This is a genomic window from Microbacterium sp. SORGH_AS_0888, assembly GCF_030818905.1.
Lineage (GTDB): Bacteria > Actinomycetota > Actinomycetes > Actinomycetales > Microbacteriaceae > Microbacterium.
The window spans coordinates 1,147,631-1,170,438 of the sequence record NZ_JAUTAZ010000001.1; the positions used below are offsets into that span (position 1 = coordinate 1,147,631).

Here is a 22,808-nt window from a genome sequence, read left to right on the forward strand (position 1 = left end):
CGGGGTCCAGCAGACTCAGCTGCAGTTTCTCGATGAGCGTGTCTCGGAGTACGTCCTGCGGCGGATGGCCCGTCCACAGCACGGCCAGTGCCAGCAAGAGCACGGCCCACAACAGGAGCGTGATGAACCACTTCTTCTTCAGGATGTCGAGCACGCTATTCGCGGTCGTGTTCGCTTTCGTGATGAACTCGGTCGGATCCATCCCTCTCTTGTAACAGCGACTTCTGACGTCCCCACGGGTCCGGCCACTGAGGTGAGGCCTGCTCCGCTCCTGCCGCGTACCTGTGCAATATGGCTCGCAAGAACACCCCGCCCTGGAAGCACCGCACTAGCCGTGGACAAGATCAGCGACAGCGCGCAGTCCCGCCGGTTCTGCCGCAGATCGTTCTCAAGGCGGTCAGCGCCGACACGTTGATCGCGACCGTGAACGGCGACAGGATAAACGCCACCCCGATCGCCAGGACCGAGGTCCACACGGCGGTCACCGAGCTCGTCGCTCACCTCGGGGCACCGACACGCGTGGAGGTGCGAGAGCTGGACGGCACCGTCTACGCCGACATCCTCACCCCACCCGCCCAAGCTGCCGATGGGCGGGCAGCCAGCGAGCCCGACACGGCGCGGCGGGCGGCACCGGAGCTCGTGGAATTCGCCGGGGACGGGTACGTGGCCGGTGAGGACGTCGCGATCGCGGTGATTCTCCGGCACACGTCCGCCGACCACACCGGCCACGCCCGTGCCCTCCTCGACCGGGCAGAGCTCGCAGACGCGTCCGGCGAGCTGATCCTGCTCGGGCGGATCTCCGAGACGCTGTCGATCCACCGCACTGACTGAACAAGACACCGGCTCCGCGAGGCGCTGTCGGAGCGCGGTGTCGGGTGTCGCACCTGTTCTCCTGCCCCTCGCCATCACCGACGTGTGTGGGGCAGGAAGGCACTTCTGTCATGTTTGGTCCTGTGCAGGCGAAACCCGCGAACGACCTGTTCATCAACCTCGCCCTCGGCGCGATCGTCACAGCTGCCTGCTTCGCCGGTCTCCTGCGTGTTGCGGGGTCGGTGACGGCGTTCCTCGCCGGGCTCCCGCAGCCCACCGGCGGTGTCAGCTCCGGCATCGCCGTCCTCGCCTCACCCCTCGACCCCGGGGCCGCGTTGGGGGCGGCGGGGCTGAACGCGTTTCTGTACTGGCTCGTCGTCGCTGTCTTCCTCACCGCCCTCACCGCGGCGGGATTCTTCATCGCCCGCGCGATCCTCCGAGGCCGGGGCCGGGTCGATCCGCATCGGCTCGCCGGTACCGCAACCGGTGCGGAGGCCGCCGCGGTCGCGTCCCGGAAGGCGCTGGTGAAGAAGGCCGCGACCTTGCGGCCATCCCTCGCAGGCGAGAAGGCGCAGCCCGAGGACGTCGGATATCTGCTGGGGACGTCGAAGGGCGGGCAGGTGTGGGCGACGGTCGAGGACTCGATCCTCCTCATCGGGCCGCCCCGGTCGGGCAAGGGACTGCATGTGGTGATCAACGCGATCCTCGACGCGCCCGGGGCGGTAATCACGACCTCCACCCGGCCCGACAACCTCACCGCCACGCTCAAAGCCCGACAGAAGAAGGGTGAGGTGGCGGTGTTCGATCCGCAGCATCTCGCGCCAGGGCTGCCGGCAGGGATGCGGTGGTCGCCGGTGCGGGGCTGCCAGGACCCGCTGACGGCGATGATCCGCGCGAAAGGACTGGCGACCGCGACCGGGTTTGGCGGGGTGCAGGACGCCGGGTTCTGGGAAGGGAAGACCACCGCAGCGATCCAAGCGCTCCTGCACGCCGCGGCACTCGACGGGCGGGATGCGAAGACCCTCTACCAGTGGGCTCTCAATCCGACGCTCGCCGCCGACGCCGTCCGGATCCTCTCCTCCCACCCCGACGCCGCCGAAGGCTGGGCGGACAGCCTGGATGCGATGGTGCAGTCCGATCCGCGCACGAGGGACTCGATCTGGCAGGGCGTCTCCCTCGCCTTCGCGGCGCTGGCCGATCCCCGCGTCCTCGACGCCGTCTCACCCGCACAAGGTGAGGAGTTCGATCCGGAGACGTTCCTCCTCGGCAACGGCACCCTCTACCTCCTCGCCACGGGAGCGGGGGCCGGCGCATCGTCGGCGCTGGTGGCGGCGTTCATTGAAGACCTCGTCGAGACAGCCCGGAAGATCGCCGCCCGCTCCCCGGGCGCGCGGATGGACCCGCCGCTGCTGCTCGCCCTGGACGAGATCGGGAACCTCGCACCGTTGCCCAGCCTTCCGACGTTGATGGCCGAAGGCGGCGGCACCGGCATCACCTCGCTGCCCGTGCTGCAGTCTTTGGCGCAGGCGCGGGAGAAGTGGGGTGAGAACCAGGCGAACGCGATCTGGGACGCCTCCATCGTGAAGATCATCCTCGGCGGCGCCTCCAACTCCCGCGACCTCCAGGACCTGTCCACGCTGATCGGGGACAGGGATGAGACCACCGACTCCGTCACCACCGACGCGTACGGCGCGCACTCGAACCAGCGGTCGATCCGGCGAGTGCCGATCCTCCCGCCCGACGTGCTGCGCACCCTCCCGTTCGGCACCGGAGTCGTGATGCTCCGCACCGCACGCCCCATCATCACCCGCCTTCGCCCCTGGCCGGCCAGGCCCGACGCCGACGCCCTGAAGGCGCAGCGGGGCGAGATCGAGAAGGCCCTCCAGGCCGGCACGACGCCGGCGGCGGAGTGATCCGGGGTGGGCTTCGTACCTGTCGGTTAGCCCCGCCCCGCCGGGCGGGCGTGATCGACAAGGAGAGCAGTCATGGTGATCCGCACGAAGGAGTCCCTCTCGGGTTTCGTCGCTTCCGACCCGGAGCTGACGTTCACCAGCAAGGGCGATGCCCGCCTGTACCTGCGGGTCGGGCAGCCGCAGGTGAAGTTCGAAGACGACGGCACGTTCACGCAGCTGGACCCGACGTTCACGGACCTGGTGATGTTCCGCAAGTCCGCCGAACGCGCCCACGACCAGTTCCGCAAGGGCGACAACTTCATCGCCGAGGGCGAGACCCGCACCTACACCGGCCAGGACGGTGCCGAGCGCGAGCAGTTCGTCGCCTCCCGCATCGGGCACGACAACAACATCACCCGCTACAGCGTCGACCGCACCCCGCCCCAACGCGACGGCGCCGAACGCGAGACCCCGGGTCGGGAGACGGCCTCCCGGGAGCCGGCCGCGCAGGAGACAGCGCAGCAGGCGGTCGCGGCGCGGGAGGCGGCGCTGGAGCCCGACCCGGAGCCTTCCGCGAGCACGACCAGCGTGCAGCGCGAAGCCCTCACCCGATAAGCCGCGGGTGCGGCGACCAGCCCAACGCCTCCACCTGGCCGCCACACCCGCACCCTCCGACGCACCGAGTCCCGCACGGGCGCGGCCCTCGTTCTTCCTTTGACCCCATGGAGCTTCTGATGAGCGACACCCCGACTCCACCGCCAGCCGAGGACGAGCCGCCGGCCCCGCATCCGGGAACGATGCGTCCGGATGACCTGCCGCCGGAGATCGTGGCCGAGGCGAAGCGGATCGCGAAGGAACAGTTCACCTCGGAGATGACCCAGGTCCTGTCCGCCACGCCCCGGCCGATCAACTGGCGCACCCTCCCGCCTGGCGATCTCGAACGCGAGCTCCTCGAGCTGAACCAATGGGTCGACTGGCTCCGGCACACCTACGGGCTGCCCGCGCAGGTGGTCCCGCCGATGTGGCACCGGCACCCGGAGCTACTGTGGGAACTGTCCGCGCTGCGGCAGCACTGGCTGTTCTGCTTCGACCCCGCAGCCAAGGGCAACCAGGCACTCGCCTGGCACCACGACTTCGCCGTCGCACGCGAACGCCTCCGCGACTGGGTCACCATCTCCGGCACCCGCCTGGACCGGGACCGGCCCACACCCGTGGCCGCCTGGCCCGGCGGGGAAGCCGAGGGCTGGGTCGCGCCGGAGAGCACGGAGAAGCGAGTCATCGAACGCACCAAGGACTTCGTCGCCTTCGTCGAAGAACAGGTCACGTCACGGGTTGCCGAGCAGGACGCGACGATCCGGGAGATCGTGAACATCGACTGGAGCGAGCGACCATGAACGAACACGCCCCCGATAGCCTCGTCTCCCCGCTGCGGGATAGCCGGGAGGTAGCCGCGTTCTTGCGGGTGTCAGAGTCCACGCTGTCGCGATGGCGGGCCGAGCGGAAAGGTCCCCCGTTCATCCGGATCGGCGGTGTGACCCGGTATCGCATCGAACAGGTCGAACGATGGCTGAATTCCCTTGATGCCGATGAGCACGGCTGAACCGAGCGGTCCGCAGCCGGTGCCGCCGATCGGGGTGAAAGTCACCACCGATCTGGAACACCGCCCCTCCGGGATCCGCGCCCGTGCCCGCTGGATCGACCCACACACCAGGAAGCGAGTCACCCGCGCACTCGTCGTCCCCGATGAAGATGCCGCGGAAGAGTTCTTCACCGGGCTACGCGCGTCCGCGCGGCTCGGGATCGATACCCGCATCCCCCTCGCGGACTACGTCGAGATGATAGGTGACCGGTGGGCGCGCGGGCTGGATCCGACCTCCACCCTCGACGGCTACAAGGTTGGGCTGCGTCTGCGGGTGCTTCCCGCGCTCGGGCATCTGCCGCTATCCGACATCAGTGCGGGCATGATCGATCGCACCATCGACCAGTGGGAACTGCGCCACTCCGCATCGACGTTGAAGAACACGATCGCGCCGCTCGTGCGCGTGTTCGACGAAGCTGTCCGGGACGAGCTCATCGCCACCAACCCCGCCCGGCAACGCTCCCGCCGCAGCTTCGGGAAGTCCGCGCTGACCCTGGTCGAGAAAGACGCCTCGCCCAGGGCGCACGCGCTCCCGAACCTCCAGGCGCTGAACCAGCTCGCCGAACGTTGCGGGAGCGTGCACCAGTCATATTCCGATTTCGTCATGCTCTGCGCGCTCCTCGCCTCCCGCGGCTCGGAGGTCTCAGGCCTCCAAGTCGGAGACATCGACCACGACACCCGGATCGTCACGATCCGCAGGCAAACCTTCCCCGGCGCGGGAGGGCTCGTCACCAAGCAGACCAAGGGACGCGACATCCGCCGCGTCCCCGTCCTGGAACCCCTCGTCCCGATCCTCGAGCGCCTCACCACCGGCCGGGAGCCGGACGAGCGGCTCCTGACCGGGCCACGCGGCGGGGTGCTCACCACGGCGACCGTCCGCGACGCGACGAAATGGGACGACGTGGTCGCCGAGCTCGGACTGCCCAACCTCACCAGACACGGCCTCCGCCACACCGGAGCAACCTGGCTCGCCGACGCAGGAGTCCCCTTGCATGTGTTGCAAGGCATCCTCGGGCACAAGTCACTGGAGACCACGCGCGGATACCTCCACCCCGACCACCGGCACCTCGCCGATGCCGCAACACAGGCCAACGCGTTCCTCAACGCACAGACCGAAACCCCAGCCCAGGACGCGCCCTATGTGTCACGCCGCAGGCCGTCGCCGGGGCGGTAGAGGCGTGGAAAACGGGCTCCAGGTCCCGGCCAGGTCCCGGCTCTGGATAAGAGCCGCCGCCAGGGTTCCTCGGGGTGCACCGGCAAGGGGGCGCGGATGCTTCCATAAACCCTCCGAAAGCGGCCACAGGAACGACGAAGCCCCGACGAGAAATGGCTTCTCATCGGTGCTTTTCTGTCGGGATGACAGGATTTGAACCTGCGACCCCCTGACCCCCAGTCAGGTGCGCTACCAAGCTGCGCCACATCCCGTTGTTCACTTTTCAGGCTGAAACAGCCGCTAACCCACTTGACCCCCAGTCAAGTGCGCTACCAAGCTGCGCCACATCCCGGTCGAGCTGCCCGCACGCGGACAACTCCACTATCCTACCCGGTCCGAGCAGCCACGGCGAACGCGACCTCAGATGGCATGTTCGAAGCCGTTCCGGCGCCGTCGCACGACGGCATCCGCTTCCACCGCAGCGACGACGAGCACCAGCAGGACAGCGGCGACCGCGTACTCGGCGACCGGCAGCATCCCGGCGAACAGGATCAGCACCGCTCCGCCCAGCACGGCGACGGAGGCGGGCACGGACAGCGAACCGCGCAGCACGAGAAGCCACGTGAACACGAGGAACACCGCGACGGGGATCGTGAGCGCGAGGCCGGCGGCCTCGGCGTCCAGATGAGCAGTGCCCAGGATGTGGTCGACCTCGACCTCGACGCCCGCCGAGACGGCACCCGCCGCGGCGAAGACGAGGTAGTGCCCGTAGCCGAAGAAGAAGCCGGCCCGCGACGACGTCAGCCGTTCCGCGGGCTCTCGGGCGAAGTAGATCCACCACATCCCTGCGGCGACCACGAGCCCCGACACCGCCAGCCACACCAGCTCTCCGACGTGCTCGCCCTCGCCCACGGCCTCGAAGATCGCCGTCGCCGACGCCAGCAGGCTCTCGCCCAGCAGGATCAGCGTGAACAGACCGTACCGCTCCGCGATGTGGTGCGGGTGCCAGGGGGTCGCCCGGCGCGACTCCGCGATGACCGGCACCGCGATCTCGGCCACCATCAGCACGAAGAAGGTGATTAACTGCCACCGCGCGTCGAGCAGGTAGATCCGTGCGACCCACAGCACCTGCACGATCGTGATGCCGACCGCGAACGTCCACGCCGTCGCCCGGTACCCGGGGTCCGACACCGCCGCCCGCACCCACTGCGCGACCATCGCCAACCGCATAATGACGTAGCCCCACGTGACCCAGAAGAAGTCCTGCGAGACCATCGCATCGTGGATGCCCGCGGCGAGCACGAGCACACCGCCCATCTGCACGATCGTCACGATCCGATACGCCCAGTCGTCCGTGTCGAACGCGGACGCGAACCACGTGAAGTTCACCCAGGCCCACCAGATCGCGAAGAAGACCATGAGGTACGAGAGCACGCCGTCACCGATGTGCCCCTCGGCCAGCAGATGGTGGAGATTCACCGAGGCCTGCGACACCGCGACCACGAAGACGAGGTCGAAGAGCAGCTCGAGCGGGGTCGCGACGCGGCCGCGGGCGGAGTTGTCGCGGGCGCGCACGCGACGCAGCCCGAGGATGCCGAGGCTCGAAGTCATGCCGACGATTATGCCGAGCGCGGTAGCGTGAGCGAATGCGCATCGCCGGTTCGACCCCCGCACGGGGCCGCTGGTGGGGCTTCCTCCCCTACGCGACCCTCAGCGCCGTGCACGTGGGCGCCCTTGCGGTCGATGCGGAACCGCTCGCGTCATTCACGAAGCTCACCCTGATGCCGCTTCTCGCCCTCGCCCTCCTCTGGGCGGGCCGAGGAACGTCGTGGGGAACGCCCTTCGCCCTGCTGTTCGCCGCGCTCGCCTTCTCCTGGCTCGGCGACGGTGCGGCGACCTTCTTCCCGTTCGCCCCCACCGTCCCCGCGATGCTCCTCTGCTTCGGAGCGGCGCACATCTGTTACCTCGTGCTGTTCTCCCGCCGGCTCGCGCGACGCCGCTTGCCCCGCTGGAGCGCGGTCTACGCACTGTGGTGGATCGGGATGCTGCTGCTCCTCGGCCCTGCGCTGCTCCCCGCCGGCGGCGTCGGGCTCCTCGTCGGCGTCGCCGTCTACGGACTTCTCCTGGCGGCGACCGCCGCGACCGCCGCCCGCTGCACACCGGCGATCGCCCTCGGAGGCGCGCTGTTCCTGTGCTCGGACACCGTGCTGGCGTTCCGGCTCTTCACCCCCGACTCGATGCCGGGCTGGACCAGCCCGCTCGTCATGGTCGCGTACTGCCTGGGCCAGGGTCTGCTCGTCGCCGGCAGCGCCGCGCTGCTCGTCCACCGCCCGGAGGTCCCACGATGACGGATGCCGCGACCGCTGTCCGCGTCGATGTCTGGCTCTGGGCGATCCGCGTCTACAAGACTCGATCCGCCGCCACGACGGCCTGCCGCGCCGGGCACGTCCGTGTCGGCGGCGACCGCGCGAAGGCCGCGCAGCCGGTGCGGGTGGGAGACGAGCTGCGCGTGCGCATCCAGGGCTTCGACCGCATCCTCGTCGTCCGTCAGCTGCTGACCAAGCGGGTCGGCGCACCCGTGGCTGCGACCGCCTACGACGACCTCACCCCTCCGCCCCCGCCCCGGGAGCTGACGGCGTCCGTGCCGGTGCGCGACCGCGGCGCCGGCCGTCCCACCAAGCGCGAACGGCGCGACATCGACCGGCTCCGCGGTCGCGACTGAGCCGGGATCAGTGGGCGGCGGCCCTCTCGGTGACGCCGGCCGCGCGCGGGGGGCGCCGCACGAAGAACGAGAGCAGGAACGCGACGGACGCGACGATCGCCCCGGTGAGGAACGCGATGTGGACGCCGTGCGCCATCGCCTCGGTCGCTGCGGAACCGCTCTGTGCGGCGGATGCGGAACCCACCGCGAGCAGGGTCACGAACACCGCTGTGCCCGCCGCGCCCGCGACCTGCTGGAGCGTCGTGACCGTCGCACTGCCGTGGGAGTACAGCGAGACCGGCAGCGTTCCCAGCGCGGAGGTCATCAGCGGGGTGAGGACGAAGCCGAGACCGAGGCTCAACATCATGTGTGCGGCGATGACCCAGCCGATCGAGGTCGTCTGGTCGAACGTCGTCATGGCCCACAGACCGGCCGTCGCGACCGCGGCGCCGGGGATGACGAGGGGCCTCGGCCCGAACCGGTCGAACAGGGTGCCCACGAGCGGTGCTACCAGCCCCATCAGCGCCCCGCCTGGCAGGAGCATGAGCCCGACCGTGAGCGTGTCGAGTCCGAGCACCTGCTGCAGATACATCGGGAGCAGCACGAGCGTGCCGAACAGCGCGGCCATCATGACGACCACGAGCACGACGGCGATGCTGAACGAGGGCGAGCGGAAGGTCCGAAGGTCGAGCAGCGCCGAATCCGTGCGCTGCAGCAGCAGCTGACGCCACACGAACAGGGCGAGCGCGATCACACCGACGACCAGCGGGATGGCCGGCGGTATCGCCGCCTCGCCCGATGCCGCCTCACCGATCGAGCTCAGCCCGAACACGATCCCGCCGAAGCCGAACGCCGACAGCACGAGCGAGAGCACGTCCAGGCGAGCGTCGCGGGTCTCGGTGACGTTACGCACCCACAGCGCGCCGAGGATCAGCGCCACGATCGCGATCGGCAGCACGATCCAGAACATCCACCGCCAGTCGAGCACCGAAAGGATGAGACCCGACACGGTCGGACCGATCGCGGGCGCGACCGCGATCACGATGCTGATGACGCCCATCATGCGCCCGCGACGTTCGGGCGCGACCACGGTCAGCACGGTGGTCATGAGCAGCGGCATCATGATCGCCGTTCCCATCGCCTGCACGATCCTGCCCACAAGCAGCATCCCGAACCCGGGAGCGAGCGCGGCGATCAGCGTCCCGACCGCGAACAGCATCATCGCCGTGAGGTACAGGCTCCGCAGCGGGAAGCGCGAGAGGAGGAAGCCCGTCAGCGGAATGATGATCGCCATCGTCAGCAGGAACCCGGTGGTCAGCCACTGCGCCGTCGCGGCGCTGATCGACAGATCGACCATCAGCCGCGGCAGCGCCACGCTCATGATCGTCTCGTTCAAGATCACCACGAACGCCGAGACCACGAGCAGGGCGATAACCGGCCCGCTGCGCACAGCGGTGGGAACGGTGGAGGAGTGGGGAGAACGGGTGCCGAGGGACATCGAAGCCTTTCAAAGGACGCAGGGGCGCGAATGAGCCGCTTCCGCGCCCTGAAAGAATATGGCAGTTACTGCCACTTTGTCAATCTATGCAACAATGGCCGCATGTCCTCCCCCGCCGCCGCGCAGCCAGGCCTGCGAGAACGCCGACGCCGCGAGACCTACCTCGAGTTCTCCAACGCCGCGATGGACCTGTTCGAGCAGCACGGTGTCCACGGCACGACCGTCGACGACATCGCGCGACGCGCCGGCGCCTCACCCCGCACCTTCTTCCGCTACTTCGCCACGAAGGAGGAGGCGATCTTCGCGAGCGCCGACGAGTCCGAGGAGTTCGTCCGCGTCGCGATCGCGGCGATCCACGGCGGCGAGGACACGTTCCGCGCGATCGAGGCGCAGTGGATGCTGATGCTCGACGATTTCGACGACCGCCGCGACGAGCACACCCGCTTCCTGCGGATTCGCCGGCTCATCATCGGCGAGCCGACGCTCCTCGCCGTCGCGCTGCGCCGCGAAGCCGAGCAGATCGATCAGCTGACCGAGGCCGCGGCACAGGCGACGGATGCGGATCCCCTCACGCTCCGCGCGGGCATCGCCACGCTCGCCCTCGCCATCCGCCTCACCTTCGACGAGTGGTCCCGCTGCGCCGAGCTCGGCCTGAACACACCCGCTCGGACGATCTACGACGAGGTCCGGGCGGGCATCGCCGACCTCACCCGCCGTCTCGGCGCAGACCGCTGAGTCAGCATCAGCGCGGGCACGACGCGAACCGTCGGATGCCGGCATCCAACCCCGCACACACGACCGCCGTCACCGCGTAGACGAGGATGTCGCGCACATCGAAGCCCGTGCCGAGCACGAGCCGCACCGGCGGCGCCGCCGCGCTCCAGACTGCGGGAAGCCCCGTCAGCTGCAACAGCTCGACCGCGACACACCACGCAGCGGCCACGGCACCCGCGCCCCACACGGACCAGCGTGGCGCGAGCAGCACGACGAGCAGGTACACCAGCGCCGCGTACAGCGCGTCGCCCGCGACGTCGGTCGCCGCCGATGCCGGCCCCGCGTGCACCGCAAGCCCCGCGACGATCGCGACGACGGCGAGTGCCGCCGCGACGATCCTCCGGCGTGCGGACCGGCTCACTCCCCCGCGGCGAGCCAGGACGGACCCTGCGTGCGGGCACCGAGCGCCGCGACCCGCTCCCGCAGCTCCCGGTCGCTCGTCACGACCGTGACCTCGCGCCCGGCCTCCACGAGCCGCTGCGCCTCGGCGACGATCGCGTCGTCGCCGGAGGCCGGAGCCCGGACGACGGCGATGTCCGCGACGTCCTCGACCGCGCGCGCCTGGCCCTCCACGACCACCGTGACCTCGGGGAACCAGCGATCGGCGGCCAAGCCGAGCCGCTGCGCCGCCACGCCGTCGTCCACGAGAGCGCCCAGGCGCTCGAGCAGGCGAGCCGTCGCACCCGCCCGGTCACGCCACCAGCCGTCGGGCACGGAGCCGACGACGTTCGCGGCATCGACCACGACCGCCGGGCGTACCGACAGCAGCCCGCGCAGCATGGGCCAGGCCGCCCCGAAACCCGGATGCAGCGGATAGGAGTCGACCTCGTCCACCGGGACCCACGCCAGCTCTCGGCTCTCCGGGTCGCTGATGACCGGCTCGAACGGGGCCGCGACATCCGCGACGAGGGTCGAGTAGGTCCACACGGTCTCGTCGAGCACGCTCATGAAGCGCGGTCGCACGGCCCCGGCGGGAACCCCCGCCTCCTCGGCCGACTCGCGGAGCGCGCCATCCACGGCAGACTCGCCCTCGTGACGCGCACCGCCCGGGAGTCCCCACGTGTCGCCGAAGTGGCTCCACGCCACCCGGTGCTGCAGGAGCACGCCGCGCCGCGCATCGATCGCGAGCAGCCCCGCGGCACCGAAGCGCCCCCAGTACCGCGTCCCGTCGTCGGCCACGACCCACGCATCACCGGGATCGCGAGGCCCGTGCGGGCGGCGCGGCTCTCCGGGCTGCGGGGGCACGATCGTCACGCCCTCAGCTTTTCACACCGCGGGCGCACGTCGCTGCGCATCGTCACAGAAGCTCGCCGCCGCAGCGACCGGAGACACCCGGCCGTCAGCGCTTCTGGCGACGCTCCCGCACCCGCATGTTGACGACGATCGGCGAGCCCTCGAAGCCGTAGAGCTCGCGCAGCCGCCGCTGGATGAACCGGCGGTAGCCAGGGTCGAGGAATCCGGTCGTGAACAGCACGAAGGTCGGCGGACGGGTGCCCGCCTGCGTGCCGAACAGGATGCGGGGCTGCTTGCCGCCGCGGAGGGGATGCGGGTGCTCGGCGACCAGCTCGGCGAGGAACGCGTTGAACTTGCCGGTCGGGATCCGCTGGTCCCACGACTCGAGCGCCGTCTCCAGCGCCGGGACGAGCTTGTCGAGGTGACGGCCGGTGCGCGCGGAGATGTTCACCCGCGGCGCCCACGACACGTGCGCGAGGTCCTGCTCGATCTCCCGCTCGAGGTAGCGACGCCGGTCGATGCCCTCCATGTCGTCGTCGTTCAGCCGGTCCCATTTGTTGAACGCGAGCACGAGGGCCCGGCCGGACTCGAGCACCATGTCGATGATCCGCACGTCCTGCTCGCTGAGCGGCTGCGAGACATCCAGCACGACGACCGCGACCTCCGCCTTCTCGAGCGCGGCCGAGGTGCGCAGCGACGCATAGAAGTCGGCGCCCTGCTGCAGGTGCACGCGGCGGCGGATGCCGGCGGTGTCGACCAGGCGCCACAGCCTGCCGCCGAGCTCCACGATCTCGTCGACCGGGTCGCGGGTCGTGCCCGCGAGCTCGTTCACGACGACGCGCTCCTCGCCCGCCGCCTTGTTCAGCAGCGACGACTTGCCCACGTTCGGGCGACCGAGGATCGCGACCCGGCGCGGACCGCCGATCTCGTGCCCGGCGACCGCGGAGACCTCCGGCAGCACCTTCATGACCTCGTCGAGCAGGTCGGCGACACCGCGACCGTGGATGGCGGAGACCGCGTGCGGCTCCCCCAGCCCGAGGTTCCACAGCGCCGCCGCCTCCGGCTCCTGCCGGGCGTCGTCGATCTTGTTCGCGACCAGCAGCACGGGCTTGCCGCTGCGGCGGAGCAGGCGCACCACCTGCTCGTCGGTCGAGGTGGCCCCGACCATGGCGTCCACGACGAAGAGCACGACGTCGGCGAGATCGATCGCGATCTCGGCCTGTGCCGCGACCGACTTGTCGATGCCGCGCGCATCGGGCTCCCATCCGCCGGTGTCGACGAGCGAGAATCGGCGGTCCATCCACTCCGCCTTGTAGGTCACGCGATCGCGCGTGACGCCCGGGGTGTCCTCCACGACGGCCTCGCGGCGGCCGAGGATGCGGTTCACGAGCGCCGACTTGCCGACGTTCGGGCGCCCGACGATCGCGACGACCGGAAGCGCCGGCAGGTATTCGATGCCGTCGTCCGCGCCCGTGAGGCCCTCGAGCAGAGCGGCGTCGTCCGCATCCAGGTCGTAGTCGGCCAGGGAGGCGCGCAAGGCCTCCGCGCGCTGCTCGGCGAGGGTCTCATCGATCTCGGCGAGACGCTCGGCGAGCTGATCGGGCCCGCCTTCGTACTCCTCGTCACCGCTCATTGGTCATTCCTTTCCCTCACGACGGCGAGGACCGCGTCCACGGTCCCGTCGAAGTCGAGGTGGGTCGAGTCGACGACGATGACGCCGTCGGCGGCGGTCATGAACTCCGACACGGTGGCGTCGGAGGCATCACGCCGCTGCAGCGATGCGGCGACGGCCGCCGCATCCTGCGCCGTCGTCTCGGCGCTGCGCCGTGCGGCGCGCACCTCCTCGGCGGCGGTGAGAAGGATGCGCACGGGCGCATCCGGGGCGACGACGGTCGTGATGTCGCGTCCCTCGACCACGACCCCCGAACGCCCGGAGGTCTCGATCAGGTGCCGGAACAGCGCGGTGGCCGCCTGTCGCACCAGCGGGATCCGAGCGACGCCGCTGACGACGTCGGTCACCCGCGGCTCGCGGATCGCCTCGGTCACGGAGGTCTCCCCCACTCGCACCCAGAAGTCGTCGGGGTCGAGGGAGATCGTGTAGTCGAACGCGCCGAGCGCATCCACGACAGCCGTCGCGTCGGACGTGTCGAGCTCGCGGTCGAGCGCGAACCACGCGAGCGCACGGTAGGCGGCGCCGGTGTCGAGGTAGCCGTAACCGAGACGGCGGGCGACCTCTTTCGACACCGACGACTTGCCGCTGCCGGCGGGCCCGTCGATCGCGACGACGGTCGGTGTCGCTTCACTCATTGCTCATGCTCGCAATCCTCCAGCCCCGATCGGTCAGGCCCGCGATGGCGCGGCCCGCCGCGGCGGGGTCGACGCTGATCTCGGCCAGACCGAACTGCGCGCCGGGCGAGTGCTCCAGCCGCAGGTCCTCCACGTTGACGTCGAGCTCGCCGAGCTCGCCGAAGAGCCGGCCGAGCTGGCCGGCGCGGTCGTCGACCATGACGACGATCTGCTCGAACCGCCGGTTCTGGCCGTGCTTGCCGGGCAGCCGCTCGACGCCGCGGTTGCCCCGGCGGATCGTGTCGGCGATCGTCCGGCGCGCGCCGGCGGCTGCGGGGTCACGCAGCGCGTCGGCGACCGTGGCGAGATCCGCGGCGAGCGCATCCAGCACCTCGACCACCGGCGCGGCGTTCGCGTCGAGGATCTGCACCCACAGCTCCGGGGCGGAGGCCGCGATGCGCGTCGTGTCGCGGACGCCCTGTCCGGCCAGGCTGAGGGCGCCGTCGGGGGCGTCGACGAACCGGGCCGCGAGCAGGCTCGCGACCAGCTGCGGTGTGTGCGAGACCAGTGCCACGGAGCGGTCGTGCTCTTCGGGCCCCATCTCGATCGGAGTCGCACCGAGGTCGAGGGCGAGCCCCTCGACGCGGGCGAGGTCGGCCGCGCTGGTCTCCGAATCCCGGCACACGACCCACGGCCGTCCGACGAACAGGTCGGCGCGGGCAGCGATCGCGCCGCCCCGCTCTCGTCCCGCGAGCGGGTGCGAGCCGATGTAGCGATGGAGGTCGGCGCCGCGCTCGCGCAACGCGAGGTACGGCTCGAGCTTGACGCTCGCGACATCCGTCACGACGGCGTCGGGGGTGGTCCCGCAGCTCCCGCTCGACGACGTCGGCGACGACATCCGGGGGAACCGCGACCACGACGATGGCGGGCACGTCATCGGGACGCTCCGCGCGGCCGGCGCCGTAGTCGATCGCGAGCCGGAGCTGCGCGGGCGAGGTGTCGGCGAGCGCCACGTCGACGCCGAGCGCGGTCAACGCATGGCCGATGCTCGCGCCGAGCAGGCCCGCGCCGACCACGCGCACCGTCCCGGTGGTGCGGGCGGCTACGCGCTCATGCGCGATCGAGGGGTTGCTCACGGGGTCTCCTGGCCGGACGGCGGCTCGTCCGCCGCACGACGCGCGAGGGTCATCAGCGCGCCGCGTTCCACTGTAGTCAACTCCCTCGCCCTGCCCACCGGGAGCGTGCCCAGGTGCAGAGGGCCGAACTGCCGTCGGACGAGGTCGTGCACGGGGTGGCCGGTCTCGGCCATCATGCGACGGACGATGCGGTTGCGCCCGGAGTGCAGCGTCAGCTCCACCAGGCTGGAGTCCGCGTTCGCGTCGAGCAGTCTGGCCTTGTCCGCGGCGATGGGGCCGTCGTCGAGCTCGACGCCGCGGGTGAGACGCGCGATCGTCTGAGGGGCGACACGGCCGGCGACGCGCGCGATGTAGACCTTGGTCACGCCGAACGACGGGTGGGCGAGGACGTGCGCGAGACCGCCGTCGTTCGTGAGCACGAGCAGGCCGCTCGTGTCCGCGTCCAAGCGGCCGACGTTGAAGAGCCGTTCCTCCCAGTCGGCGGTGAAGCGGCGGAGGTCGGGGCGACCGTGCTCGTCGCGCATCGTGCTCACGACCCCGGTGGGCTTGTTGAGCATGACGTAGCGCTTGCTCGGGTCGAGCTGCACCGCGGTGCCGTCGACATCCACGAGGTCGTTCTCGGGGTCGATGCGGGAGCCCAGCTCCGTGACGGTCACGCCGTTCACGCGCACGCGACCCGCGACGATCATGTCCTCCGCGACACGCCGGGACGCGACCCCAGCGTTCGCGAGCACCTTCTGCAGCCGTACGCCCTCGGTCTCCACGCGCCGCTCCTCCGCTCCGCTCATCATCGCTCCTCTCCCCGCTCGCTCGCCTCATCCATGTCCCACTTTGGACCGCTGGGAGGTCCTGCCAGCGGTCCAAAGTGGGACACCGCCCGGCACGAAGTGGGACATGATGCGGGACGGGCAACGGATGCGGCGGGCACAGCGACGCTCATCGCACGAGCTCCTCGTCGAAGCCGTCGGAACCGTCGTCGAGCAGCGGCGAGATGTGCGGCAGCTCCTCGAGCGAGTTCAGCCCCAGGTGGCCGAGGAGAGCGTCCGTCGTGCCGTACAGGATCGCCCCCGTCTCGGGGTCCTGCCCGACCTCGGTGATGAGGCCGCGCGCGACGAGCGTGCGCACGACGGAGTCGACGTTGACGGCACGGATCGAGGCCACCTGCCCGCGGGTCACGGGCTGCTTGTAGGCGATGACGGCGAGCGTCTCGAGCGCCGCCTGCGACAGCCGCGACGGTGTCTGTCCCCCGATGAACGCGGCCACCAGGTCGTCGTAGTCGTCGCGCACGTAGATGCGCCAGCCGCCGCCGACCTCGCGCAGCTCGAACCCGCGTCGAGGACCGCCCGCCTCCCCGTCGTAGTCGGCCACCAGGGTCTCGATCGCCTGCCGCACGGCGGCGACCGGGGCCGCCACGGCCGTCGCGAGGCTCACGAGGCTCTGCGGCTCGTCGACGACGAACAGGATCGCCTCGAGCTGGCGGGCGAGGACGGGCACGGATGCGGTGGGCTCATCGGTCATAGTCGGCTCCCAGTGTCGCAAGGTTCTCATCGGACCACCGCTGCGCGCTCCACCGGAGAGTCAGCTCGCCCAGCGGCTCCAGCTGTTCGAACGAGAGCGCGGCGTGCCGGTACAGCTCGAGGATGGAGAGGAAGCGGGCGACCACCACGCCGGGCGCCGTCACTCCCGCGACGAGCTCCCGGAAGGTCAGCGTGCCACGATCTCGCAGCAGGGTCACCACGATCGCCGCCTGCTCGCGGATGCTCACGAGCGGCGCGTGCAGATGGTCGAGCCCGACGGAGGGGATCTCCTTGGGCGCGAGCGCCAGCATCGCGAGGGCCGCGAAGTCGTCGGGCGTCAGCGTCCACACGAGCTCCGGCGCCTGCTGCCGGTACTTCTCGTCGAGCCGCACGCTGCGCACGTGCCGCTTGCCCTCGCGGTCGAGGCAGCGGGCGAACCATGCCGAGACCTCCTTGAACGCGCGGTACTGCAGCAGGCGGGCGAACAGCAGGTCGCGGGCCTCGAGCACGGCGACCGACTCCGCGTCCACGAGCTCGCCCTGCGGCAGCAGGCCCACGATCTTCATGTCCAACAGCGTCGCGGCGACCACGAGGAACTCGGAGGCCTCATCGAGCTCCTGCTCCGGGCCGAGGCCGCGCAGATAGGAGATGAACTCGTCGGTGACGGTGCTGAGAGCGACCTCGGTGATGTCGAGCTCGTGTTTGGAGATGAGGCTCAGGAGCAGATCGAACGGCCCGTCGAACACGCCGAGCGACACTCGGAAGCCCGGCTCGACCGCATCCTGCCCCTCGGACGTCTCCGACGTCTCGTCAGGCGACGGCGCCACGGGCGACCAGCTCCCGCGCGAGTCGCAGGTAGGCCTGGGCCGCCGCGTGCTCGGGGGCGAACTCGGTGATCGGCATGCCCGAGACGGACGCGTCCGGGAACTTCACGGTACGGCCGATGACGGTCTCCAGCACATCGTCGCCGAACGCCTCGACGACCCGCTCGAGCACCTCGCGCGAGTGGAGGGTGCGGGCGTCGTACATGGTCGCGAGCAGACCGTCGAGGGTGATCGTGGGGTTCAGCCGATCGCGCACCTTGTCGATCGTCTCGATCAGCAGCGCGACACCGCGCAGCGCGAAGAACTCGCACTCGAGCGGGATGATGACGCCGTGACTCGCGGTGAGCGCGTTGACCGTCAGGAGCCCGAGCGAGGGCTGGCAGTCGATGAGGATGACGTCGTACTCGGCCGTGACCTGGCGCAGCACCCGCGAGAGGATCGTCTCGCGGGCGACCTCGTTGACCAGGTGCACCTCGGCGGCGGACAGGTCGATGTTCGCGGGCAGCACGTCGAGGCCCTCGACGGAGCTGTGCACGATCGCCTCGTGCGCGTCGCGCTTGGTGTCCAGCAGCAGGTCGTAGACCGTGGGCGCGTCGTGCGCCTGGATGCCCAGGCCTGCCGACAGCGCGCCCTGCGGGTCGAAATCGACCGCGAGGACCCGGCGGCCGTACTCGGCGAGGGATGCCGCGAGGTTGATGGTCGTGGTGGTCTTGCCCACCCCGCCCTTCTGGTTGCAGAGCGCGATGATCCGGGCCGGGCCGTGCGAGGCGAGCGCCGGAGGCGTCGGGAAGCCGTGGTAGGGGCGGCCCGTCTCGCCGAGGATGACACCATCCTTCTTCTTCGCCCGGGCACTGTTGTCCGCCACCGATACTCCCGCCATAGACATGCTCGGTCGATTCTAGTCGGGGCGAGCTTCTCCTCGCGGAGGCCCGCCGTTGTCCCCGGACCGGCGAGGACCGAGGCGGGCGACCGTCACGAGCCGTCGAGCGCGTCGGATCCGCCGCGGCGGGTCCGCTCGGCGACGAGGTCGACACGGTCGGCGACACGGACGTACGTCGTGCGGTCCCCCAGGGACTCCCGGACCGTGAAGACGCCGACGAAGTTGTAGTAGATGCCGCCGAACTGCTCGTCGACGGTGTGCGCGAACACGATCCAGCGGTCGCCAGGCCGCGGATCGTTGCGGCTGGGGCGGGACGGCCCGGCCCCCGCGTTCGCGCGCTTGTCGGTCTGGACGATCTCGGTGCCGTCGGCCGAGAGGACGTTCGACCAGAGGTCGTTGACGTAGAGCTTCGGCCACCAGAGGATCGTGTCCGCGCTGACCCGCCATACGGCCTTCATCTGATTCGGCCGGACCCCGAACAGCTCCCCGACGTCGGCCCGGGCTGTGCAGTTCCGTCCGGTCGCTCACATGGATCGTGCCGCGCTCCCGCCAGTGGGCGACACTGGCGCGACGGCCGAACGCGAACGGCTCGAAGGTCCCCGCCGCGGTCTTCGCCTGCTTCACGGCGGCAACGCGAGCGATGAGCGCGTCGATCTGTGCGTTGAACTGCGCCATCGTCTTGCCGGCGACGACGAGGCGCTCGGGTTCCGCCGGGGCGTCGATCATGGACGACTGGCGGGTGGCGAGAGCCTTGAGGACATCCTCGGTGCGGGCGCGGTCCGCGCGTGCCTGGTCCGCGCCGCCGTGGTACGGCTCGTCGATCTCCACGAACAGGTTGAACTGCGGGAAATACACGTCCATGAGCGCCCGGGTGCCGTCGGGCCGACGCACGAGCTGCTGGGTCACGACCTCGATCTCGGGGTCGTCGAGCAGATGGAAGATCCGAGAGGTGGCATACACCTCGTAGATCTTGTGCCCCGCCTTGCGGAGGCGGCCGGCCGCCCATGCCAGGTCGGCCGCCGGCGGCTCGCAGGGCGAGGGGTTGCCGCCGTCGACGCGGACGAGCGTGTGCAGCGGGTCAGAAGACATCGTCGGATCCTTTCGATGGGGATGTCGAGGAGGTCACGGGCAGTTGTCGGCGCTCATCCCCTCACACGAGGAATCCCGCGCCGCGAGAACCCTTCCGGCCCGGCCCCGCCGCCGAGTCCGGACGAATCCGGACGCCGTTCTCCCGGCAGATGCGCGCGACCGCGCATGCGGGGGTGCGCTATCGCGCCCGCGGGTGCGCCGTGGTGTAGACGTCGCGGAGCGCGTCCACGCTCACGTGGGTGTAGATCTGCGTCGTCGCGACCGAGGCATGCCCCAGGAGCTCCTGGACGACACGCACGTCGGCACCCCCCTGCAGCAGGTGCGTCGCGAACGAGTGCCGCAGGGTGTGCGGCGAGACGTGCGCGGTCAGCTCCGCCCGCTCGGCCGCCCGCTGGATGATGAGCCAGGCACTCTGCCGCGACAGCGGGGCGCCCCGCATCCCGAGGAACAGCCGTGGCGTGCCTCGACCGTTCGCCGCGAGCCCCGGGCGTGCCCGGGCGAGGTAGGCCGCCACCGCCGCCCGCGCATAGGAGCCGACCGGGACGATGCGCTCCTTCGACCCCTTGCCGCGCACGCGCAGCACATCGCCGTGGGCGAGGTCGTCGACATCCAGCTGCACGACCTCGCTCACACGGGCGCCCGTCGCATAGAGCAGCTCGAGCAGCGCGCGGTCGCGCAGCCCCGCGGCGTCCGCGACCGTGTCGGCGCCCGGTTCCGGACCGGCCGCGGCCAGCAGCCTCTCGACCTGATCGATCGTGAGCGCCTTCGGGAGCCGCTGCGGGAGCTTGGGCGGCCGCAGCTTCGCCGCGGGGTCGGTCTCGACGATCCCCTCCTGTGCGAGGAACCGGTGGAGCCCCCGCACCGACGACTGCAGTCGGGCGAGGCTCGACGCCGCCGGCAGGGGGACGGCCGAGGCCCGGTCCGCGGCGAAGGCGGCGACGAGCTCGGCGCTCACCGCCTCGATCTCGGCGACGCCGCGATCCGCGAGCCACCCGACGTAGCCCGCGAGGTCGCGCCGGTAGGCGGCGACCGTGTGGGCCGCGAGCCCCCGCTCGATCGTCACGTGCCGCAGATACACGTCCACGGCCCGGTCGAGACGCATCTCAGTCCTCGCGCCGCAGCCGTTCCGCCGCGGCGAGCACACCGACCGCGAGGATGCCGTTGTGCATGCGTCCCGCGAGCACGGCCTCCACCGCCTCGGACAGCGGCACCCACTCCATCCGGATGTCGGCCTCTTCCTCCTCGCGTGCGAACGTCTCGCCCACGGGGCGCAGATCCCGCGCGAGGAAGAGGTGGATGACCTCGTCGTTGCCGCCGGGCGTCGTGAAGATGCTGACGAGATCATCCCACCGCGAGGCCGCGAGGTCGGCCTCCTCGGCGAGCTCACGCTGCGCAGCCTGGACGGGACGCTCTCCCGGGACGTCGAGGAGACCGGCGGGCACCTCCCAGTTGCGGTGACGGATCGGGTGCCGATACTGCTGGATCAGCAGCACGCGCCCCTGCTCGTCCACCGCGACGACGGCGACCGCCCCCGGATGGTCGACGTAGTCGCGCACGATCTCCCCGTCGCCGTAGCGGACCGTGTCGCTGCGCACGTCCCAGACCCGGCCCGCGTACACGAGCTCGCTCGAGACGACCTCGGGCGTGAACGGCTCGTCGCGCAGCTCAGCCATTGTCGACGTCGAACAGCTCGCTCGCACGGTGCCGCGCGAGCGCCGCAGCGATCAGGCCCCGGAACAGCGGGTTCGCCTGGGTCGGACGCGAGCGAAGCTCGGGGTGGGCCTGGGTTGCGATGTAGTAGGGGTGGACGTCGCGGGGCAGCTCGACGTACTCGACGAGGCCGTGGTCGGGCGAGAGCCCCGAGAACCACATGCCGGCGTCCGCGATCCGGTCGCGGTAGTGGTTGTTGACCTCGTAGCGGTGACGGTGGCGTTCGCTCGCGCGGCTCGCGCCGTACACCTCGGCGGCCAGCGATCCCTCCGCGAGCTCCGCCTCGTACAGCCCCAGGCGCATGGTGCCGCCCATGTCGCCGTGGTCGATGATGTCGACCTGCTCCGCCATCGTCGCGATGACGGGGTGAGCCGTGTCGGGGTCGAACTCGCTGGAGGACGCGCCCTCGATGCCGGCGACGTTGCGCGCGTACTCGATGACCATGCACTGCAGGCCGAGGCAGATCCCGAGGGTCGGGATGCGCTGCTCGCGGGCGAAGCGCAGGGCCCCGAGCTTGCCCTCGATGCCACGGATGCCGAACCCGCCCGGGACGACGATGCCGTCGAGCGTGGCGAGCGCCTTCTCGGCGCCCTCCGGCGTCTCGCACAGATCGGACGCGATCCACCGCACCTGGACCTTGGTCTCCTGCGCGAAACCGCCGGCCTTCAGCGCCTCGGTGACCGAGAGGTACGCGTCCGGCAGGTCGATGTACTTGCCGACCAGGCCGATCGTCACCTCGTGCTTCGGGTTGTGCACGGCGTCGAGCACCTTGCTCCAGCGCGTCCAGTCGACCTCCGTGGCCTTGTCGGCGAGGCCGAGACGCCGCGCGATGTAGGCGTCGAGCCCCTGGTCGTTCAGGGTCGAGGGGATGTCGTAGATGCTCGGCAGGTCGACGGTGTTGACGACGCCCTCGACGTCGACGTCGCACATGAGCGCGATCTTGTTCCGATTGCTCTCGCTCACCGGGCGGTCGCTGCGGAGCACGAGCGCGTCCGGCTGGATGCCGACCTGGCGGAGGGCGGCGACGGAGTGCTGTGTGGGCTTGGTCTTCTGCTCGCCCGACGCGCCCATGAACGGCACGAGTGAGACGTGCACGAAGAACACGTTGTCGCGCCCGAGCTCGTGGCGCAGCTGGCGCGCGGCCTCGAGGAACGGCTGCGACTCGATGTCGCCGACGGTGCCGCCGACCTCGGTGATGATCACGTCGGGCTTCGGCGTCTCGTCGGCCTGCAGCCGCATCCGGCGCTTGATCTCGTCGGTGATGTGCGGGATCACCTGCACGGTGTCGCCGAGGTACTCGCCGCGGCGCTCGCGCGCGATGACCTGCGAGTAGATCTGTCCGGTCGTGACGTTCGCGGCCTGGCTCAGCTCGATGTCGAGGAAGCGCTCGTAGTGGCCGATGTCGAGATCGGTCTCGGCGCCGTCATCGGTGACGAACACCTCGCCGTGCTGGAAGGGGTTCATGGTGCCCGGGTCGACGTTCAGGTACGGGTCGAGCTTCTGCATGACGACGCGCAGTCCCCGTGCGGTGAGGAGGTTGCCGAGGCTCGCGGCCGTCAGGCCCTTCCCCAACGAGGAGACGACACCGCCGGTCACGAAGATGTGCTTGGTGGTGTCGTCTGAAGAGCTGCCGTGGGGACCTGATCCAGGAGAGTTCGTCACGGGC

Annotated in this window: 22 protein-coding genes, 1 tRNA gene and 3 pseudogenes; 9 read left to right on the forward strand and 17 right to left on the reverse strand. The window is 70.5% G+C overall.

Annotated elements, in window-relative coordinates; genetic code table 11:
* The first annotated feature begins 291 nt into the window (after positions 1-291).
* The 6 genes from QE381_RS05700 (at position 292) to QE381_RS05725 (ending at position 5,515) form a co-directional block, all read left to right on the forward strand.
* A complete protein-coding gene (locus QE381_RS05700) occupies positions 292-831 on the forward strand; it encodes a hypothetical protein (RefSeq protein ID WP_307216270.1) in 540 nt (179 codons plus the stop codon).
* Between the two features lie 110 nt (positions 832-941).
* The gene (locus QE381_RS05705) at positions 942-2,723 is read left to right on the forward strand and encodes a type IV secretory system conjugative DNA transfer family protein (RefSeq protein ID WP_307216272.1); all 1,782 of its coding nucleotides are present in this window, start codon (positions 942-944) and stop codon (positions 2,721-2,723) included.
* A gap of 72 nt (positions 2,724-2,795) precedes the next feature.
* Complete coding sequence (locus QE381_RS05710) at positions 2,796-3,317, forward strand: single-stranded DNA-binding protein (RefSeq protein ID WP_307216274.1); 522 nt, start codon at positions 2,796-2,798, stop codon at positions 3,315-3,317.
* Between the two features lie 119 nt (positions 3,318-3,436).
* The gene (locus QE381_RS05715; protein WP_307216276.1) at positions 3,437-4,096 is read left to right on the forward strand and encodes a hypothetical protein; all 660 of its coding nucleotides are present in this window, start codon (positions 3,437-3,439) and stop codon (positions 4,094-4,096) included.
* Positions 4,093-4,302, forward strand: coding sequence for an AlpA family transcriptional regulator (locus QE381_RS05720; protein WP_307216278.1), 210 nt, complete (start codon positions 4,093-4,095; stop codon positions 4,300-4,302). Before QE381_RS05715 ends, QE381_RS05720 begins: the two co-directional genes overlap by 4 nt.
* On the forward strand, positions 4,289-5,515 hold the full coding sequence (locus QE381_RS05725; RefSeq protein WP_307216280.1) for a site-specific integrase: 1,227 nt from the start codon (positions 4,289-4,291) through the stop codon (positions 5,513-5,515). Before QE381_RS05720 ends, QE381_RS05725 begins: the two co-directional genes overlap by 14 nt.
* Positions 5,516-5,692: 177 nt before the next feature.
* On the opposite strand, the gene QE381_RS05730 is transcribed toward QE381_RS05725, so the two are convergent.
* Positions 5,693-5,766: transfer RNA gene (locus QE381_RS05730), tRNA-Pro, on the reverse strand.
* 148 nt (positions 5,767-5,914) lie between these two features.
* Positions 5,915-7,105, reverse strand: a complete 1,191-nt coding sequence (locus QE381_RS05735) for a low temperature requirement protein A (RefSeq protein ID WP_307216282.1) — start codon at positions 7,103-7,105, stop codon at positions 5,915-5,917.
* A gap of 35 nt (positions 7,106-7,140) precedes the next feature.
* On the opposite strand from QE381_RS05735, the gene QE381_RS05740 reads away from it, so the two are divergent.
* Entirely contained in the window at positions 7,141-7,842 is a 702-nt protein-coding gene (locus tag QE381_RS05740; RefSeq protein ID WP_307216284.1) for a lysoplasmalogenase family protein, read from the forward strand.
* Positions 7,839-8,216, forward strand: coding sequence for an RNA-binding S4 domain-containing protein (locus QE381_RS05745; protein ID WP_307216286.1), 378 nt, complete (start codon positions 7,839-7,841; stop codon positions 8,214-8,216). Before QE381_RS05740 ends, QE381_RS05745 begins: the two co-directional genes overlap by 4 nt.
* Before the next feature lie 7 nt (positions 8,217-8,223).
* Here QE381_RS05745 and QE381_RS05750 read toward each other — a convergent pair whose 3' ends face one another.
* Entirely contained in the window at positions 8,224-9,693 is a 1,470-nt protein-coding gene (locus QE381_RS05750; RefSeq protein ID WP_307216288.1) for a DHA2 family efflux MFS transporter permease subunit, read from the reverse strand.
* A 102-nt stretch (positions 9,694-9,795) separates the two neighbouring features.
* Between QE381_RS05750 and QE381_RS05755 the strand changes: the two genes are divergently transcribed.
* Entirely contained in the window at positions 9,796-10,428 is a 633-nt protein-coding gene (locus QE381_RS05755; protein ID WP_307216290.1) for a TetR family transcriptional regulator, read from the forward strand.
* A 7-nt stretch (positions 10,429-10,435) separates the two neighbouring features.
* On the opposite strand, the gene QE381_RS05760 is transcribed toward QE381_RS05755, so the two are convergent.
* From QE381_RS05760 to QE381_RS05820, 14 genes and pseudogenes are all read right to left on the reverse strand, one after another.
* Complete coding sequence (locus tag QE381_RS05760) at positions 10,436-10,828, reverse strand: DUF2809 domain-containing protein (RefSeq protein ID WP_307216291.1); 393 nt, start codon at positions 10,826-10,828, stop codon at positions 10,436-10,438.
* Positions 10,825-11,721: an NUDIX domain-containing protein gene (locus QE381_RS05765; protein ID WP_307216293.1), complete on the reverse strand. Its 897-nt coding sequence runs from the start codon at positions 11,719-11,721 to the stop codon at positions 10,825-10,827. The genes QE381_RS05760 and QE381_RS05765 overlap by 4 nt, the downstream gene beginning before the upstream one ends.
* Positions 11,722-11,806: 85 nt before the next feature.
* Positions 11,807-13,333, reverse strand: coding sequence for a ribosome biogenesis GTPase Der (der, locus tag QE381_RS05770; RefSeq protein ID WP_307216295.1), 1,527 nt, complete (start codon positions 13,331-13,333; stop codon positions 11,807-11,809).
* Complete coding sequence (cmk, locus tag QE381_RS05775; protein ID WP_307216296.1) at positions 13,330-14,007, reverse strand: (d)CMP kinase; 678 nt, start codon at positions 14,005-14,007, stop codon at positions 13,330-13,332. The genes der and cmk overlap by 4 nt, the downstream gene beginning before the upstream one ends.
* Positions 14,000-15,107: pseudogene (locus QE381_RS05780) on the reverse strand (prephenate dehydrogenase). The gene cmk and the pseudogene QE381_RS05780 overlap by 8 nt, the downstream one beginning before the upstream one ends.
* 11 nt (positions 15,108-15,118) lie before the next feature.
* Positions 15,119-15,913, reverse strand: coding sequence for a pseudouridine synthase (locus QE381_RS05785; protein ID WP_307216297.1), 795 nt, complete (start codon positions 15,911-15,913; stop codon positions 15,119-15,121).
* Positions 15,914-16,058: 145 nt separating this feature from the next.
* Entirely contained in the window at positions 16,059-16,640 is a 582-nt protein-coding gene (gene scpB, locus QE381_RS05790; protein ID WP_307216298.1) for an SMC-Scp complex subunit ScpB, read from the reverse strand.
* Positions 16,630-17,466, reverse strand: a complete 837-nt coding sequence (locus QE381_RS05795) for a ScpA family protein (RefSeq protein ID WP_307216301.1) — start codon at positions 17,464-17,466, stop codon at positions 16,630-16,632. The genes scpB and QE381_RS05795 overlap by 11 nt, the downstream gene beginning before the upstream one ends.
* Positions 17,450-18,343 carry a ParA family protein gene (locus QE381_RS05800; RefSeq protein WP_307216303.1) on the reverse strand — a complete coding sequence of 298 codons (894 nt, stop codon included), beginning with the start codon at positions 18,341-18,343 and terminating at the stop codon, positions 17,450-17,452. Before QE381_RS05800 ends, QE381_RS05795 begins: the two co-directional genes overlap by 17 nt.
* A gap of 92 nt (positions 18,344-18,435) precedes the next feature.
* Positions 18,436-18,828, reverse strand: a pseudogene (locus tag QE381_RS05805) (hypothetical protein); the annotation flags it as partial.
* 247 nt (positions 18,829-19,075) lie between these two features.
* Positions 19,076-19,432 (reverse strand): annotated as a pseudogene (locus QE381_RS17810) (AbaSI family restriction endonuclease); the annotation flags it as partial.
* A 178-nt stretch (positions 19,433-19,610) separates the two neighbouring features.
* On the reverse strand, positions 19,611-20,534 hold the full coding sequence (gene xerD, locus QE381_RS05810; RefSeq protein WP_307216305.1) for a site-specific tyrosine recombinase XerD: 924 nt from the start codon (positions 20,532-20,534) through the stop codon (positions 19,611-19,613).
* A gap of 1 nt (position 20,535) precedes the next feature.
* A complete protein-coding gene (locus QE381_RS05815) occupies positions 20,536-21,105 on the reverse strand; it encodes an NUDIX hydrolase (protein WP_307216307.1) in 570 nt (189 codons plus the stop codon).
* Positions 21,098-22,804 (reverse strand): CTP synthase, encoded by a 1,707-nt coding sequence (locus QE381_RS05820; RefSeq protein ID WP_307216309.1) that lies wholly within the window; start codon positions 22,802-22,804, stop codon positions 21,098-21,100. The genes QE381_RS05815 and QE381_RS05820 overlap by 8 nt, the downstream gene beginning before the upstream one ends.
* Positions 22,805-22,808: the final 4 nt, after the last annotated feature.